Raw genomic sequence first — 13845 nt, 5'->3', positions numbered from 1 at the left:
GAGGCTATTTCGACGCCATTCTCCTGTCCCTGATCGTAGCGGGTTGCTACATGTTTATAGCGCCGGTTTAAGAGATGCTGATCCTGTCCTTCGCTGCCTTTCTTTATCTGGCTCTCGCGCTGGGTCTCGTCTTCGCAATCGACAATCTGGTCGGCTTCGTATTTCCTGAAAACTCTGCCAAGCCCGGCCGACTCGTTGATCTCAGCAAGTCATTCGCTATCCTACATCGGCGCTCTGGCCGCTAGCCTCTAAGGCAAACCCTCCAACGTCTCAAACTCCCTTTTCGGCATGCCGGCATTTGCGACTGCTTCTGTTCGCCGGAACTTTTCCTGGTTTTGAGGGGTTGATCCTCTTTGCAGCCAAGGTCGCGCGGCGTTTCCGAAAAGGAAGCGGAGCGTCGAGCCTGGGCCACGGTGAACAAGGAAAGTGGCGGCGGGAACAAGTCCGGTTCGGGCCGCGGCAAGAAGGATACGCACGAATCCTCTGAAAAAGGCGGCCGCAAGGGCGGCGCTGCATCCGCGTCCCGCTCGGCAGCGGAACGGTCCGCATCCGCGAAAAAGGCCGCGGCAACGCGCAAGTGCCACGAGCAGCATACCCATCACTGATCACTGAAACGGCATGCCGTTCTTCGATCAAGGAGTTTTTTTCCATGACCAAGGCGACAAAAAAGAAATGGTCGCAAGATGTGACCGAACACAGCGATGCCATGGACCTCAAGGAAGGCGTCTTCAAGTTTGGCGATCCCAAGAAGATCGCTCACTCCATCAAGCAATCGGCGGAAGAGAGCCACCGCCGCAAGTCGAGCCCCTTTCGCTCGGCCATGTCGATGCTGAGTTTCTACATCAATCGGGCCGGCGACCAGTTGACGAAGAAACAAAAGGACACACTTGAAAAGGCAAAGGACGAATTGCGGAAGGATTTCGGCCGCGAGCCCAGACACTGAGGGGATGGATGGCATTCGAGCTTTATTATTGGAACGGCATCCAAGGCCGCGGCGAATTCGTCCGCCTGGCACTGGAAGAGGCGGGCGCAGTCTATATCGATGTCACGCGCGAATCCGGCCCCGGCCGCGGAACCGGCGCGATGATGCGGCTGATGCGCAGCAGCAGCGAGTCCCACATTCCATTTGCTCCGCCGCTCCTGAAGGACGGCGAGCTGATCATCTCGCATGTCGCCAATATCCTCTTCTATCTCGGCCCGAAGCTGAATCTCGCGCCGAAGGATGAGGGGCTCCGTTACGTGCTGAACGGCTTGCAGCTGACGATCACGGACTTCGTCGCCGAAGTGCATGATACGCACCACCCGATCGCCACTTCGCTCTACTACGAGGACCAGAAGGAGGAGGCAAAGGCCCGTTCTGCCGAGTTTATCAGGGAGCGCGTCCCGAAATTCCTCGGCTACTTCGAACGCGTGCTGCAACAGAATCCGAAGGGCGCGAAACACATCCTCGGTGACGCACTCACCTATGCAGATCTCTCCCTCTTTCAGATCATCGAAGGCCTGAACTACGCCTTCCCGAAGGCGATGGACGGCTACGAGGAGAAATACCCGGCGCTGTCTGCCCTGCATGATGCGGTGGCCGCGCGCCCGAACATCGCCGGCTACCTGAAGTCCGAACGCCGCATTCCCTTTAACGAAGACGGCATTTTCCGGTACTATCCGGAACTCGACAGGGCGGCTTGAGGAGACCAGCCATGGCGCGACAAGCATTCTGGAAAGGCTATCTCAAGCTCTCGCTCGTTACCGCGTCGGTGTCGCTGACGCCGGCTACCACGGAGAGCAACAAGGTTCGCTTTCATGTTCTGAACCGCCAGACCAGGAACCGGGTCGAAAGCCGGTATGTGGACAGCGTCACCCATCGCGCAGTCTCCGACAAGGAGCAGGCCAAGGGCTATCCGAAGGGAGAGGATGATTATGTCATCCTCGAAGACAAGGAACTCGACGAGGTCGGGCTTGAGAGCACCCGCACCATCGATATCGACACCTTCGTGCCGAGCGGCTCGATCGACTGGATCTGGTACGACAAGCCGCATTTCCTGGCGCCGGAAGACAAGGTCGGCACGGAAGCCTTCTGCGTCATTCGCGAGGCGATGAAGGCCAACAATGTCGTCGGTATCGCGAGACTGGTTCTCTACCGTCGCGAGCGAGCCGTGCTGCTTGAGCCTCAGGGCAAGGGTATCATTCTATGGACGCTGCACTACGGCAATGAAGTCCGGGAGCCGGCCTGGAATGTCGACCTTGACACCAAGGTCGACAGCAAAGTGCTGGCCATGATGAAAAAGCTTGTCAAGGAAGAGACCAAAGAATGGAGCCCTTCCTTGGTCCAGGACCCGATCCAGAAGCAGCTCCAGATGATGATCCGCAACAAGCTGAAGGATATGAAGAAGGTTGCACCGGCGAAGAAGCAGCCCGCCATCAAGTCCACCGGCAATGTCATCAACATCATGGATGCCTTGCAGAAGAGTTTGGCTGCGGAAAACGAAAAACCAAGGTCGCCTAAATCGCACTGAGCGCGGCGGCCGTTTCCAACCCCAAATCGTCGTAAACGGAACGGCGCGCCCTTCATTCTGCACTAATCTGTTCGAGGCGGCACGCATCGGGAGGATGCCGTGCACGGCTGGCAACATTTTCAATGGAGGAGATGAAAATGAGCAAGAACCGAGGCGTCGTTTATTTGGGGCCTGGCAAGGTCGATGTCCGCGACATCGACGATCCAAAAATGGAAGCACCGGATGGCCGCCGCATCGAACACGGCGTCATCTTAAAGGTAGTTTCAACGAACATCTGCGGCTCCGACCAGCATATGGTCCGCGGACGCACGACTGCCATGCCGGGCCTTGTTCTCGGCCACGAAATCACCGGCGAGATCATCGAGAAGGGCGTCGACGTCGAGATGCTTGATGTCGGCGATATCGTTTCCGTGCCGTTCAACGTCGCCTGCGGCCGCTGCCGCTGCTGCAAATCGCAGGACACCGGGGTCTGCCTGACGGTCAACCCGTCGCGGGCCGGCGGCGCCTATGGTTATGTGGACATGGGTGGCTGGGTCGGCGGACAGGCGCGCTACGTCATGATCCCCTATGCCGATTTCAATCTGCTGAAACTTCCCGATCGTGACCAGGCGATGGCGAAGATCCGCGATCTCACGATGCTCTCCGATATCCTCCCAACGGGCTTCCATGGCGCGGTGCGCGCCGGCGTCGGCGTCGGCTCGACGGTCTATGTCGCGGGCGCCGGTCCGGTCGGCCTGGCCGCTGCCGCTTCCGCCCGCATCCTCGGTGCTGCTGTCGTGATGATCGGCGATTTCAACAAGGACCGCCTGGCGCATGCCGCCAAGGTGGGCTTCGAGCCCATCGACCTTTCGAAGAGCGACCGCCTCGGCGACATGATCGCCCAGGTCGTCGGCACCAATGAGGTCGACAGCGCGATCGATGCCGTCGGCTTCGAGGCCCGCGGTCATTCCGGTGGCGAGCAGCCGGCGATCGTTCTCAACCAGATGATGGAGATAACCCGCGCCGCCGGCTCGATCGGCATTCCGGGCCTTTACGTCACCGAAGACCCCGGCGCCGTCGACAACGCTGCCAAGCACGGCAACCTGTCGCTCCGTTTCGGCCTCGGCTGGGCAAAGGCGCAGTCGTTCCACACCGGCCAGACGCCTGTCCTGAAGTACAATCGCCAGCTCATGCAGGCAATCCTCCACGACCGCCTGCCGATCGCCGACATCGTCAACGCCAAGGTGATCTCGCTTGAGGATGCCCCGCAGGGTTACGAGAGCTTCGACCACGGAGCCGCCATGAAGTTCGTGCTCGACCCTCATGGCGATGTGGCGAAGGCTGCTTGATTTCAGAAGGGGCGGATCAGATCCGCCCCCTCTCTCAGAGAATCACTCAATCGCCAGTTGACCCCCTGCACGTTTGCCGGTAGCTCTAGGGCATGACGATCGCGATGTTTCTCGCAGTGGTGATAGGGCGCATGGGCACGATGGCATAGCCATCTGGCGAAAGCACCCATGCGCGGTAAGCAGGCTCCTGACGGGGCCTTTTTTATTGCCCGGATTTCAGGCCGGCCCCGTTGGAACTTTCACCCTCCTAGCAAACGAGAAACGAAACGATGACCGGTGAAACCGAATCCGAACCGTCGGCTGCACGCTCAAACGAGGCAGCCACACCACCCCGACTGGGCACCCTTATACTGCTCACTGCGCTATCCGTTCTGCCCGTGAATATGATCCTGCCGTCCCTGCCTGAGATTGCCTCGGCCTTTGAGGCCGATGCTGCTTTGGTCAACCTGACGGTGGCGGCCTATGCGGCCCTCACCGCGCTGGCGGAAATCGTCGGCGGTGCCCTTTCCGACCGGTATGGCCGTAGGCCGGTCGTCTTGGCGGCGTTATCCGCCTTCGTCCTGGCATCGCTCGGCTGCGCCATGGCGAACGACATCTACATCTTTCTGCTTTTTCGGACGCTGCAAGCCTCGATCGCGACATGTTTCTCGATCGCACTGGTCATCATCAAGGAAACGTCCGGCGGGCACAAAGCCGCTAGCAACTTCGGATATCTCGCCATGGGCTGGGCTATTGCGCCGATGATCGGGCCGACAATTGGCGGATCGGTGGAGGAGTTATTCGGATGGCGGGCGAACTTCGTTCTCCTTGCGGCTTTCGGCATCGCGGCACTGGCATTGGCCATCAGCGAGATAAAGGAGAGCACCGCCGATCTATCGAGGCGAAGGCCGGCGTATTTCTCCTCGTACCGGCAGCTCCTGAGTTCACAGCGTTTCCGGCTCTATGCCCTGTGCATGGCGTGCTCGATGGGGACGCTTTATGTCTTTCTGGGCGGCGCGCCACTGGTCGCGGGAGAGGCGCTGGGCAGATCGAGCGCCAGGCTTGGCCTCTGCATGGGCATGGTGCCCGCCGGCTTCATACTGGGCAGCTATCTGGCCGGACGATATGCCTCCCGAATGCGAATCGGCACCGTTCTCGTCGCCGGGCGCTTCCTGACCTGCGCCGGCCTGTTGGCCGGCGGGGCTCTGTCGGCCGTCGGCGTTACGCCGGTTGTTGCCTTCTTTGGAGCCTGCATATTCATCGGTATAGGCAACGGGCTCATAATGCCCGCCGCCAATGCCGGTGTGCTCTCGGTGCGTCCCGATCTGGCAGGCACCGCGGCAGGGTTGGTAGCGGCGATGAGCGTCGGAGGTGGCGCAGTCATCGCCGCGATTGCCGGTCTGGTTCTTGGCGGTTCGGCGAGCTTCAATGTCTTGCTCGGCGTGTTGCTGGTCCCCGCGTCACTCGCGCTGGCAGCAGCAATTTGTGCGGCAGCGCTAGACAGGCGCGTACCAGCCGCCATCTGACGCTGGCTCAGTGGGCGCTGCCTCTCATGACCGTTTCCTCTTCTCCAGCGGCTTTGCCGCATCGAAGAAACCGGCCCATGGGTCTTTGGATAGCGCGTCGACGCGCGCGGGCGTGTTGGCCACGGTGAAATAGGCCGGGCCTATTTCACCGGTGAGCTCGCTCCAATCCAGCGGCATGGAGACCGGCGCTCCGGGGCGGGCGCGCGTCGAATAGGCGGCAACCGCCGTGCTGCCGCGGCCATTGCGCAGGTAGTCGATGAAGATCTTGCCGTTGCGCTCGGCTTTCGTCGCCTTGGCGATGTAGCGGTCGGGATCTTCCGCGGCCATCGAGTCCGCCAGCCGTTTGGCAAGCGCCTTTACCTCCGCCCAGCCGGCCTTGGGTTTCAGCGGCGTCACCACATGCAGCCCCTTGCCGCCTGTGGTCTTGACGAAGGCGGCAAGCCCTTCGGCCTCGAGACGCGCCTTGATCTCCTGAGCCGCTGCGATGACGTTCTCCCAGGGGACTTCCTCGCCTGGATCGAGGTCCATCGTCATCGTGTCCGGCTTCTCCCAATTGTCGGTCGTCGCACCCCAAGGATGGATCTCCAGGACAGCCGATTGCACCAGCGCCGCCATTCCATCGAAATCGGTGATGCGGAGAAGCTTCTCGCCGCTTCTATCCTTCGGGTCTGTGATTTGTTCGATATTCTGGTTCATGCCCTTCCAGGCATGCTTCTGGAAGAAACGCTGGTGCCCCTCGATACCGTCCGGCAGGCGCACCAGCGCCAGCGGGCGATTGACGACGTAAGGCACTATCGAGCGCCAGACCTGCGCGTAATAATCGACGAGCCCCTCTTTGGTCACACCGACGTCCGGCCAGTAGATGCGGTCCGGATGCGTGAGAGTAACGGACGATTTCGGCAGGTCTTTTGCGGCGGGTTTTTCCCCGGCGGTCTTTTCCATCTCGCGCCCTACCTCGTTCGCCTGCTTGTCTTCGCGCAAACCGCGGAAGGCGGCGTGGCGCAGGTTACCATCGGCGGACCATGCACGGAACTCCACTTCCGCGACAAGCTCCGGCTTCACATAGACGAGACCGCGGCGCTCCTCTGCTGTCAGCGTATCGTCGAAGGAATTCTCCTCCTGCTCGATCTTCGAGAGCCGCTCATAAAGCTCGTGCGCCATCGTCGCCGTATAACCGGTGCCAACCCGCCCGATGTGCTTCAGTTTGCCATTCTCGTAATAACCCATCGCCAGCGAGCCGATGGCATTCTTCATCGAGGTCGAGGCCACATAGCCGCCAATGACGAATTCCTGCCGTTGCGAGCACTTTGACTTGATCCATTCGCCCCCGCGGCCGGAAGTATAGGTGCTGTCGCGCTGCTTTGAGATGACGCCCTCAAGGCTCAGCCTGCAGGCGTGGTCAAGAACGACGCTGCCTCTCTCGTTGAAATGCTGGCTGTACCGCAGTTTGTCGCTTCCGCCAGGCAGCATCTTTTCGAGCATGCGCTTGCGCTCGACAACAGCCGCGCCACGCAGATCGTAGCCGTCGAGATACAGCAGATCGAAGGCATAGAAGACGAAGCGGTCGTAACGCCCCGCGCTCAGATCGCTCTGAAGCGCGGAAAAATCCGAGGCGCCATTATCGCGCTCGACCAGGAGCTCGCCATCGACGATCGCTGATTGGATGGGCAATGCCTTGAACGCCTCGACGATATCCGTGCCGAACTTCTTCGTCCAATCGAGCCCGGTGCGAGTGAGCATCTTCACGTCGCCGTCTTCGACCCGGATCTGCAGCCGGTAGCCATCGAACTTGATTTCGTGGATCCAGTCGTCGCCGGCGGGCGGCTTGGGCTTCAGCTTGGCAAGCGTCGGCTCCACAAAATCCGGCATGGCGGCCTTCTTGGCACCCTTTGGCCAATCATGCGTCTGGGGCTCGGCCTTTTTCGGAGCGGCTTTCACCGGCACGGCCTTTCCGCCCTTTGGCTTGGAATTCCAGGTATCCGACGGATTCTTTGCGACCTCTTCGAGCCGCCGCCCGGTCTTTGCCGATTCCGGGCGCTGCTTCAGAATATCCTTGCGGTCATGGCGTGCCTCGGCGTCCTCCGCCTTGATCAGCAGCCAGTTTTCGCGCTTTTCACCAGGCCGCCCGTGCATCCGCACCAGATGCCAGCGGCCCTTCAGCTTTTCACCATCGAGTTCGAATTCGAGATGGCCCTTTTGATAGCCCTTCTTCGGGTCGCCGACTGGGGTCCAGGTGCCGCGGTCCCAGACGATGACCGTCCCGCCGCCATACTGGCCTTTGGGAATGGTTCCTTCGAAATCTCCATAGGAAAGCGGATGATCCTCGACATGAACAGCAAGCCGTTTCTCTTCCGGGTTGAGGCTCGGTCCTTTGGTCACCGCCCAGCTTTTCAGGACGCCGTCCATCTCCAGGCGGAAATCGTAGTGCAGCCGTGTGGCGTCGTGCTTCTGTATGACGAAGCTGTTTCCCTTGCTCCGGCCTTTGGCACCTCTGGGCTCTGGCGTGAGCTTGAAGTTGCGCTTCGCTTGGTAAGCTTCTAGCGCCATGCTCAGCTCGCCTTCTTGCGGCGGCTAGCGGAAGGAGCAGGCGGCGCCTTCTTCCTTGCCGGCTCTTTCGTTCCGCTCATCTTGGCGCTCTGGCGCAGTGCCTCCATGAGATCGACGACCTTACCTTCCGGCTTGGGTTTCTTCTTCGGCAGCTCCCTGCCCTCGATCTTGGCCTTCACCAATTCGGTCAGCGCCGCCTCGTAGCGGTCCTCGTATTCGCTCGGATTGAACTTGCCCTTCTTCGTGTCGATGATGTGACCGGCAAGCTCGAGCATTTCCTTGTCGAACTTGATGTCGGGAATGTCCTTGAAGACGGACGAGCCGGCGCGAACCTCATAGTCGAAGTGCAGCATCGTCGCGACGATGCAATCTTCCCGGGCGCGGAGCAGCAATTTACGGTTACGCCGAAAGAGCACGGCTTCGGCAAGCGCCGCGACGTTGTTCTCCTGCATGCTTCTGGCTATCAGCCGAAGCGCTTCTTCGTCATGCTCGTCGACCGGAGCGAGATAGTAAGGCTTGTCGAAAAAGAGCTTGTCGATTTCGTCGAGGGGGATGAAGCCCTCGACATCCATCACCTTGTCGCTTTCCGGCATGATGCCGGCAATCTCGTCGCCCTCGATGACGATATACTCGCCGTTTTCCGTGCGGTATCCCTTCACCTGATCGTCGCGCTCCACGGGCTTGCCCGTTTCGCTGTCGACGAACTGGCGCTCGACACGATGGCCGGTCTTGCGGTTGACGATGTTGAATGAGAGCCGGTCTGAAGAAGAGACCGCAGTATAGATGCCGACCGCGCAGCTAAGATCGGCGATCTTCAGGTGACCTTTCCAGCTTGCTCGCGCCGCCATGCTCGTCTCCTCAGGTCAAAGCCGACTGCCGCTCTTGTCCGTCGCAAGGGGCACGAACTTCCAGCCGCCACCCGGCGCCGGGAAAGCCAAGGTCGCGTCGCCACCGCCAATCTTCTGGCGGGATGCGGCACGCTTGGCGTGATCGATCGCCTCTTCCACCGTAGCATATGTTTCCGAAAGCGTGTCGCCAAGCTTGTAAGCCCAGCCTTCGTCATGCGGCACGATCTGATAGGTGATGTCGACCATAATCCACTCCTCTCTCAGTCGTCGTCGCGCGAAGCGCGCTTGCGGCGCTCGTCGAGTGCGATGATCTTTTCGACGGAGGCGAGATCGTCGCTGGTAACGGGTCTCACGGGATCGGAAGCGATCGCTTCGAGAACCTCTTCGGAGAGCCCACCGTTGCGGATGACCCATTCCAGGGTTTCGCGCGTTTCGCGCTCCGCCTTCAGCTGCGCATAAAGCGCCACGATCAGCCGATCGCGCGGATCGAGCTTTTTGGCCTTTTGGCCAACTTTCCGGACATACGACATTGGAGAGCGCCCTTTGAAGATTCTCCCTGATCCAAGCCCTTTAACTGATAACGGCCCGAAAAGTTCCAATATTTCAGCGCCAAAGCGCGGTAAGTCCGCCGCTGGCCCCAGTCACGGGATCAGTTTCAGGTGCTGGCAATTCCCGTATCCGCTTCAACTGCTCCGGCGTCGGCGCTTCGCGGCAGAGATCGTAGTCGGCTCCCGAAGGATAAGCGCCGATCACGAGGAAATCGCTGCTCGCCGAGATCCGGCAATGTCCCGTTCCGGCGGGCAGGATCGCAGCATCGCCCGCATGGACCTCGACCTCGATGCCCGATGGCCCGCCGAGCATCAACCTTGCCCGCCCGGCAGCAAAGCCCAAGGCTTCATGCGTTTTCGAATGGTAATGATGAAACGGATAGACGCCATTCCGCCACATATTGCTCCAGCCGTTTCGTCCGAACAGCGCTTCGAAGCCGGCCGCGCCGTCACCATTCCTCAGCACGCCTCGATAGAGCATCAGCGAAAATGTGGGATTGTTCGGGACGAATTCGCTGGGTTCCAGCCGGATTGCTTCTGGCTCCATCTTCTAGCCTCCTCTTCCGCTGGAGCGATAACAGATCTTGGCCGGCCCGAGTTCCGCCTGTTCCAAAAATGTCGGAACCAACAGCGCCACGAGTTGTTCTGCTTTCTGATCCCCAATTCAAGAGACGAGGGAAAGGACATCCGCAATGCCTTCCATCGATTCCGCAAAGATCCTCATTCTGGCCACTGACGGCTACGAACGTTCCGAGCTGCGCGTCCCGTATGAGGAACTGAAAAAGCGCGGTGCAGCGGTCAAGATCGCCTCTATAAAGGAGGGGAGCATCAGGAGCTGGGACAAAAAGGACTGGGGCGACAGCGTCGACGTCGACCTGCAGGCGAAGGACGTGAATATCGAAGATTTCGATGCCATCGTCTTGCCCGGCGGCCAGATCAATCCCGACAAGCTCAGGATCAATGACGATGCGATGCGCGTCGTCCGTGAATTCGTAAGGTCCGGCAAGGTGGTCGCCGCCATATGCCACGCGCCGTGGCTGCTGATCGAAGCTGATGCGTTGCGCGGTCGGGAGGCAACCTCCTATTGGTCGATCAAGACCGATGTGACGAATGCCGGCGCGACCTGGAAGGATGAAAAAGTCGTGGCCGACGATGGCATCGTCACCTCGCGCTCGCCTGACGACCTGGACGCATTCGTCAATAAAATCATCGAAGAGATCGAGGAAGGCCGCCACGAGAAGCGCGCCGCTTGATGGACCCTCCTGTCAGCTCGAGAGCCCGCGCAACCCTCGCGGGCTTTTTTTATGAAGCCTTCTGCTCCGCCGCCGCCCAAAGTCCGGCCTCCGGCAGGAGAAAGTCAAGCAACCGATTTTCCTCGGCCCGCAATCCCCGCAGAGGTTCGCTCACTGGCGGCATCTCGTTTTCCGGCAAAGGACGGTTTTTGTCGGCGAGGGCGATGATCGACGGGTGAATATAGCTCGAGCGCGAGATGGCGGGCGTGTTGTGCAACACTTCGGCCGAGGCCTCCGCCATTTCCTTCACGGTCGGCCGCTCCCCCATTTCTATCGCCGCCCGTGCGGCGCCGAAGGCGGCTAGGGAGCCTGCCCAGGTGCGGAAAGTCTTTGCGGTGATTTGTATGCCGGAGATTTCCGCCAAATAAGCGTTGAGGCGCCCGGATTCGACCGGCTTCAGCGATCCCGTCTCATCCTTCCAGACGAAGAGCTGGCGACCCGGCAGGTCGGCGATCTCTTCCAATATCTTTTGCAGCCGCGGATGCTTGAGGCTGCGCTGCACTCGCTTTCCGCCCTTGGCGCGAAACTTGAGCTCAATCCGCCCGTCCGTCATCTTGATGTGCCGTTTCAGAAGCGTCGTTGCGCCATAGGTACCGTTTTCCTTGACATAAGCCTGGTTGCCGACCCGAAGATGCGCTTCGTCGAGCAGCGTCGTCAGAGCCGCAAGAATGCCGCGGACATCGTCTGCGCCGGTATCAAGATCACGCAGGACCTGTCGCCGTATTTTGGGCAGCGCCTGGCCGAATTCGACGAGCTGATCGAATTTCGCAACGCTGCGGAAGGATTGCCAGTTCTTGTGATATCGATATTGCTTGCGACCGCGGGCGTCGAAACCCGTTGCCTGCAGGTGTCCGTTTTCCTGCAGGCAGATCCAGACGTTCTCGTAGGCGGGAGGCAACCCGAGGGAGGCGATGCGGCGCCTCTGCTCCTGTTCGCAGACCAGCGATCCATCCGGCAAGCGGTAGCAAAAGCCCTTGCCTTTTCTCTGTCTGCGAATACCCGGCTCGGTATCGCTTACATAGATGAGGCCCAATTCGCTTATCGCTTCCGCATTCATCGCTTCGGTCGAACTCGTTACTTTTTCCTGCGGCCGAAGTTAAACCAGTGCCAGCGTTCGGCTTGGGTTGCATTCTTCGGCGGTTCCGTCGCCCCCTTGGGCGCAAAGGCGGCGATGCTTTCCCGGTAAACGATCAGCGGATTTTTCGGCTCGAGTATCTCGAACGGGTCGTCGGCTCCGGTGTCCACCACACGCTGCCACTTCTTGATGCCGTTAACGCTCGGCAGCTTTACCTCGCAATCGCCGCCCGCATTGAAGATCATGAAAAGGCCGTCCATCTTTTCCGTGTCCGGCGCATCGACGCTGCGGGATATGTAGACTGTCAGCACGCGCAGTTCGGGGTCGTTCCAGGCGCCGTCGTCCATGAAATTACCGTCCGGTTTGTACCAGGCAATTTCGATGCGCCCGTCTTCCGCGGTCTTTCCTGTCAGGAACCGTTCCTGCCGAAGCTCCGGATGCGCCTTGCGGAAGGCGACCATCCTTTGACAGAAGGTGAGGAAAGGATCGTCAAGACCGCCCCAGTCGATCCAGCCGATCTCATTGTCCTGGCAATAGGCATTGTTGTTGCCACCTTGGCTGTTGCCGATCTCATCGCCCGCAAGGATCATCGGCAAGCCCTGGCTGAGCATCAGCGTTGCCATCATATTTCGGCGCCGTCTCAGCCGCGCATCGTTGATGCCGGCTTCATCGGTCGCACCCTCAACTCCCATATTGTCCGAGTGATTGTCGGAATGGCCGTCAGCATTGTCCTCACCGTTGGCCTCGTTATGCTTATCGTTGTAGGAGACCGTATCCAGCAGCGTAAAGCCGTCATGAGCCGATAGCAGGTTGACCGAGGACGTTACGCCGCGGTCCGAATGGTTGAACTGCATCGCCGAACCGACGACGCGCTCCGCCAATTCCGAAGCCATTCCGCCGTCACCCTTCCAGAAGCGGCGGACATCATCGCGGAATTTGTCGTTCCATTCGCGGAAGGGATGCGGAAATCCGCCCACCTGATAGCCGCCTTCGCCGACATCCCAGGGTTCGGCAATCAGCTTGACGCCTGCAAGGATCGGGTCCTGCCTGATGGCGCTGAAGAAAATGCCCTGGCGATCGAACTCCAGTTCCTGACGGCCGAGCGTGCTGGCGAGATCAAAGCGGAAGCCGTCGATATGCATGACGCCAACCCAATAGCGCAGGCTGTCCAGCACCATGCGCATGACCATGGGATTGGCGACGTTCAGCGTATTACCGGTGCCCGTCGTGTCGAAGGTGTGACGGGGATCGTCCGGCGAGAGAATGTAATAGCTGGCATTGTCTAGACCACGGAACGAAAGGGTGGGACCTTTCTCGCTGCCTTCGGCCGTGTGGTTGTACACCACATCCATGATGACCTCGATGCCGACGGCATGGAACTTGCGTACCATGGTCTTTATTTCGGTAATCTTGTCGGTCGACATGTAGCGCGACTGCGGCGCGAAAAAGCCAAGCGTCTGATAGCCCCAGTAGTTTGTCAGGCCTTTTTCTTCCAAATAGCGATCATTCGGGAAAAACTGGATGGGAAGCAGTTCCACCGCCGATACGCCGAGTTTCGTCAGATGATCGATGATCGGATCGCTGCACATGCCGAGGAAGGTTCCGCGCAGCCGGTCGGGTACCTTGGGGTGCGTCATGGTCATGCCACGCACATGCGCTTCATAGATGATCGTTTCGGTCCAGGGCCGACGGATGGCTTGGTCGCCATCCCAATCGAAATCCGGATCCTGCACGACGCTCTTGACGGTGAAGGGCGCGCTATCGCGATCGTCAAAGGAAAGATCGTCCTCGCCGATGGTATAGCCGAAGAGCGCATCGTCCCATTTGAGATCGCCAACAACCTGCTTGGCATAGGGGTCGAGCAAAAGCTTGTTCGGGTTGAAGCGGTGGCCGTTCTGAGGATCATACGGTCCGCTCGCACGATAGCCGTAAACGGTACCGGGCTTTATTCCGGCTATATAACCCGACCAGATGTCGCCCTCGCGCTTCGGCAGCGGCAGGCGATCCAGTTCCTTCTTGCCGTCCTCGGAAAAGAGGCAGAGGTCCATCTGCTCGGCATGGGCGGAGTAGACGGCGAAATGCGTGCCCGACCCGGTATATTCGGCGCCTAGTTCAGGCTTCAGGAAATCGAGTTCCGAAAAGGAATAGCTCATGTGGATTCCGTCCATCCCTTTTCCCGGTCAATTGATGAG

General features: G+C 59.7%; 13 protein-coding genes and 1 pseudogene. 7 read left to right on the top strand and 7 right to left on the bottom strand.

The features are described 5' to 3' along the window. Positions 1-368: 368 nt before the first annotated feature. The 6 genes and pseudogenes from HGP14_RS11710 to HGP14_RS11685 all read left to right on the top strand — a co-directional run. A pseudogene (locus tag HGP14_RS11710) lies at positions 369-605 on the top strand (plasmid stabilization protein); the annotation flags it as partial. A 44-nt stretch (positions 606-649) separates the two neighbouring features. Beyond that, entirely contained in the window at positions 650-943 is a 294-nt protein-coding gene (locus tag HGP14_RS11705) for a DUF3175 domain-containing protein (RefSeq protein ID WP_168830004.1), read from the top strand. Between the two features lie 8 nt (positions 944-951). Further along, positions 952-1683: a glutathione S-transferase gene (locus HGP14_RS11700; RefSeq protein WP_168830003.1), complete on the top strand. Its 732-nt coding sequence runs from the start codon at positions 952-954 to the stop codon at positions 1681-1683. 11 nt (positions 1684-1694) lie between these two features. Then, entirely contained in the window at positions 1695-2510 is an 816-nt protein-coding gene (locus HGP14_RS11695) for a Ku protein (RefSeq protein WP_168830002.1), read from the top strand. A 137-nt stretch (positions 2511-2647) separates the two neighbouring features. After that, entirely contained in the window at positions 2648-3838 is a 1191-nt protein-coding gene (gene fdhA, locus HGP14_RS11690; protein ID WP_168830001.1) for a formaldehyde dehydrogenase, glutathione-independent, read from the top strand. A 269-nt stretch (positions 3839-4107) separates the two neighbouring features. Further along, positions 4108-5343 carry an MFS transporter gene (locus HGP14_RS11685; protein ID WP_168830000.1) on the top strand — a complete coding sequence of 412 codons (1236 nt, stop codon included), beginning with the start codon at positions 4108-4110 and terminating at the stop codon, positions 5341-5343. A 24-nt stretch (positions 5344-5367) separates the two neighbouring features. Here the strand turns inward: HGP14_RS11685 and ligD are convergent, their stop codons facing one another. The 5 genes from ligD to HGP14_RS11660 all read right to left on the bottom strand — a co-directional run bounded on the left by ligD (position 5368) and on the right by HGP14_RS11660 (position 9833). Next, the gene (ligD, locus tag HGP14_RS11680) at positions 5368-7890 is read right to left on the bottom strand and encodes a DNA ligase D (RefSeq protein WP_168829999.1); all 2523 of its coding nucleotides are present in this window, start codon (positions 7888-7890) and stop codon (positions 5368-5370) included. 2 nt (positions 7891-7892) lie between these two features. Further along, positions 7893-8738: a Ku protein gene (locus HGP14_RS11675; protein ID WP_168829998.1), complete on the bottom strand. Its 846-nt coding sequence runs from the start codon at positions 8736-8738 to the stop codon at positions 7893-7895. Between the two features lie 15 nt (positions 8739-8753). Further along, positions 8754-8984: a DUF2188 domain-containing protein gene (locus HGP14_RS11670; RefSeq protein ID WP_168829997.1), complete on the bottom strand. Its 231-nt coding sequence runs from the start codon at positions 8982-8984 to the stop codon at positions 8754-8756. Between the two features lie 14 nt (positions 8985-8998). Next, positions 8999-9268 carry a hypothetical protein gene (locus HGP14_RS11665; RefSeq protein WP_168829996.1) on the bottom strand — a complete coding sequence of 90 codons (270 nt, stop codon included), beginning with the start codon at positions 9266-9268 and terminating at the stop codon, positions 8999-9001. Positions 9269-9341: 73 nt separating this feature from the next. Beyond that, complete coding sequence (locus tag HGP14_RS11660) at positions 9342-9833, bottom strand: cupin (protein WP_168829995.1); 492 nt, start codon at positions 9831-9833, stop codon at positions 9342-9344. A gap of 145 nt (positions 9834-9978) precedes the next feature. On the opposite strand from HGP14_RS11660, the gene HGP14_RS11655 reads away from it, so the two are divergent. After that, positions 9979-10539 (top strand): type 1 glutamine amidotransferase domain-containing protein, encoded by a 561-nt coding sequence (locus HGP14_RS11655; protein WP_168829994.1) that lies wholly within the window; start codon positions 9979-9981, stop codon positions 10537-10539. A 49-nt stretch (positions 10540-10588) separates the two neighbouring features. On the opposite strand, the gene HGP14_RS11650 is transcribed toward HGP14_RS11655, so the two are convergent. Together HGP14_RS11650 and glgX are read right to left on the bottom strand one after the other, a co-directional pair. Continuing rightward, a complete protein-coding gene (locus tag HGP14_RS11650; RefSeq protein ID WP_168829993.1) occupies positions 10589-11635 on the bottom strand; it encodes a DNA topoisomerase IB in 1047 nt (348 codons plus the stop codon). Positions 11636-11652: 17 nt separating this feature from the next. Then, positions 11653-13806: a glycogen debranching protein GlgX gene (gene glgX, locus HGP14_RS11645; protein WP_168830297.1), complete on the bottom strand. Its 2154-nt coding sequence runs from the start codon at positions 13804-13806 to the stop codon at positions 11653-11655. Between the last annotated feature and the right edge of the window lie 39 nt (positions 13807-13845).

Source organism: Rhizobium sp. P32RR-XVIII (assembly GCF_012641395.1).
GTDB lineage: Bacteria > Pseudomonadota > Alphaproteobacteria > Rhizobiales > Rhizobiaceae > Rhizobium.
The sequence above is the reverse complement of the archived record's forward strand: the minus strand, read 5'-3'. Positions and strand labels throughout refer to the sequence as shown.

Bases quoted from the DNA above. Each gene is read 5' to 3' on its own strand.
- HGP14_RS11705 (WP_168830004.1), top strand. From the start codon at position 650: ATGACCAAGGCGACAAAAAAGAAATGGTCGCAAGATGTGACCGAACAC.
- HGP14_RS11700 (WP_168830003.1), top strand. From the start codon at position 952: ATGGCATTCGAGCTTTATTATTGGAACGGCATCCAAGGCCGCGGCGAA.
- HGP14_RS11695 (WP_168830002.1), top strand. From the start codon at position 1,695: ATGGCGCGACAAGCATTCTGGAAAGGCTATCTCAAGCTCTCGCTCGTT.
- fdhA (WP_168830001.1), top strand. From the start codon at position 2,648: ATGAGCAAGAACCGAGGCGTCGTTTATTTGGGGCCTGGCAAGGTCGAT.
- HGP14_RS11685 (WP_168830000.1), top strand. From the start codon at position 4,108: ATGACCGGTGAAACCGAATCCGAACCGTCGGCTGCACGCTCAAACGAG.
- ligD (WP_168829999.1), bottom strand. From the start codon at position 7,890: ATGGCGCTAGAAGCTTACCAAGCGAAGCGCAACTTCAAGCTCACGCCA.
- HGP14_RS11675 (WP_168829998.1), bottom strand. From the start codon at position 8,738: ATGGCGGCGCGAGCAAGCTGGAAAGGTCACCTGAAGATCGCCGATCTT.
- HGP14_RS11670 (WP_168829997.1), bottom strand. From the start codon at position 8,984: ATGGTCGACATCACCTATCAGATCGTGCCGCATGACGAAGGCTGGGCT.
- HGP14_RS11665 (WP_168829996.1), bottom strand. From the start codon at position 9,268: ATGTCGTATGTCCGGAAAGTTGGCCAAAAGGCCAAAAAGCTCGATCCG.
- HGP14_RS11660 (WP_168829995.1), bottom strand. From the start codon at position 9,833: ATGGAGCCAGAAGCAATCCGGCTGGAACCCAGCGAATTCGTCCCGAAC.
- HGP14_RS11655 (WP_168829994.1), top strand. From the start codon at position 9,979: ATGCCTTCCATCGATTCCGCAAAGATCCTCATTCTGGCCACTGACGGC.
- HGP14_RS11650 (WP_168829993.1), bottom strand. From the start codon at position 11,635: ATGAATGCGGAAGCGATAAGCGAATTGGGCCTCATCTATGTAAGCGAT.
- glgX (WP_168830297.1), bottom strand. From the start codon at position 13,806: ATGAGCTATTCCTTTTCGGAACTCGATTTCCTGAAGCCTGAACTAGGC.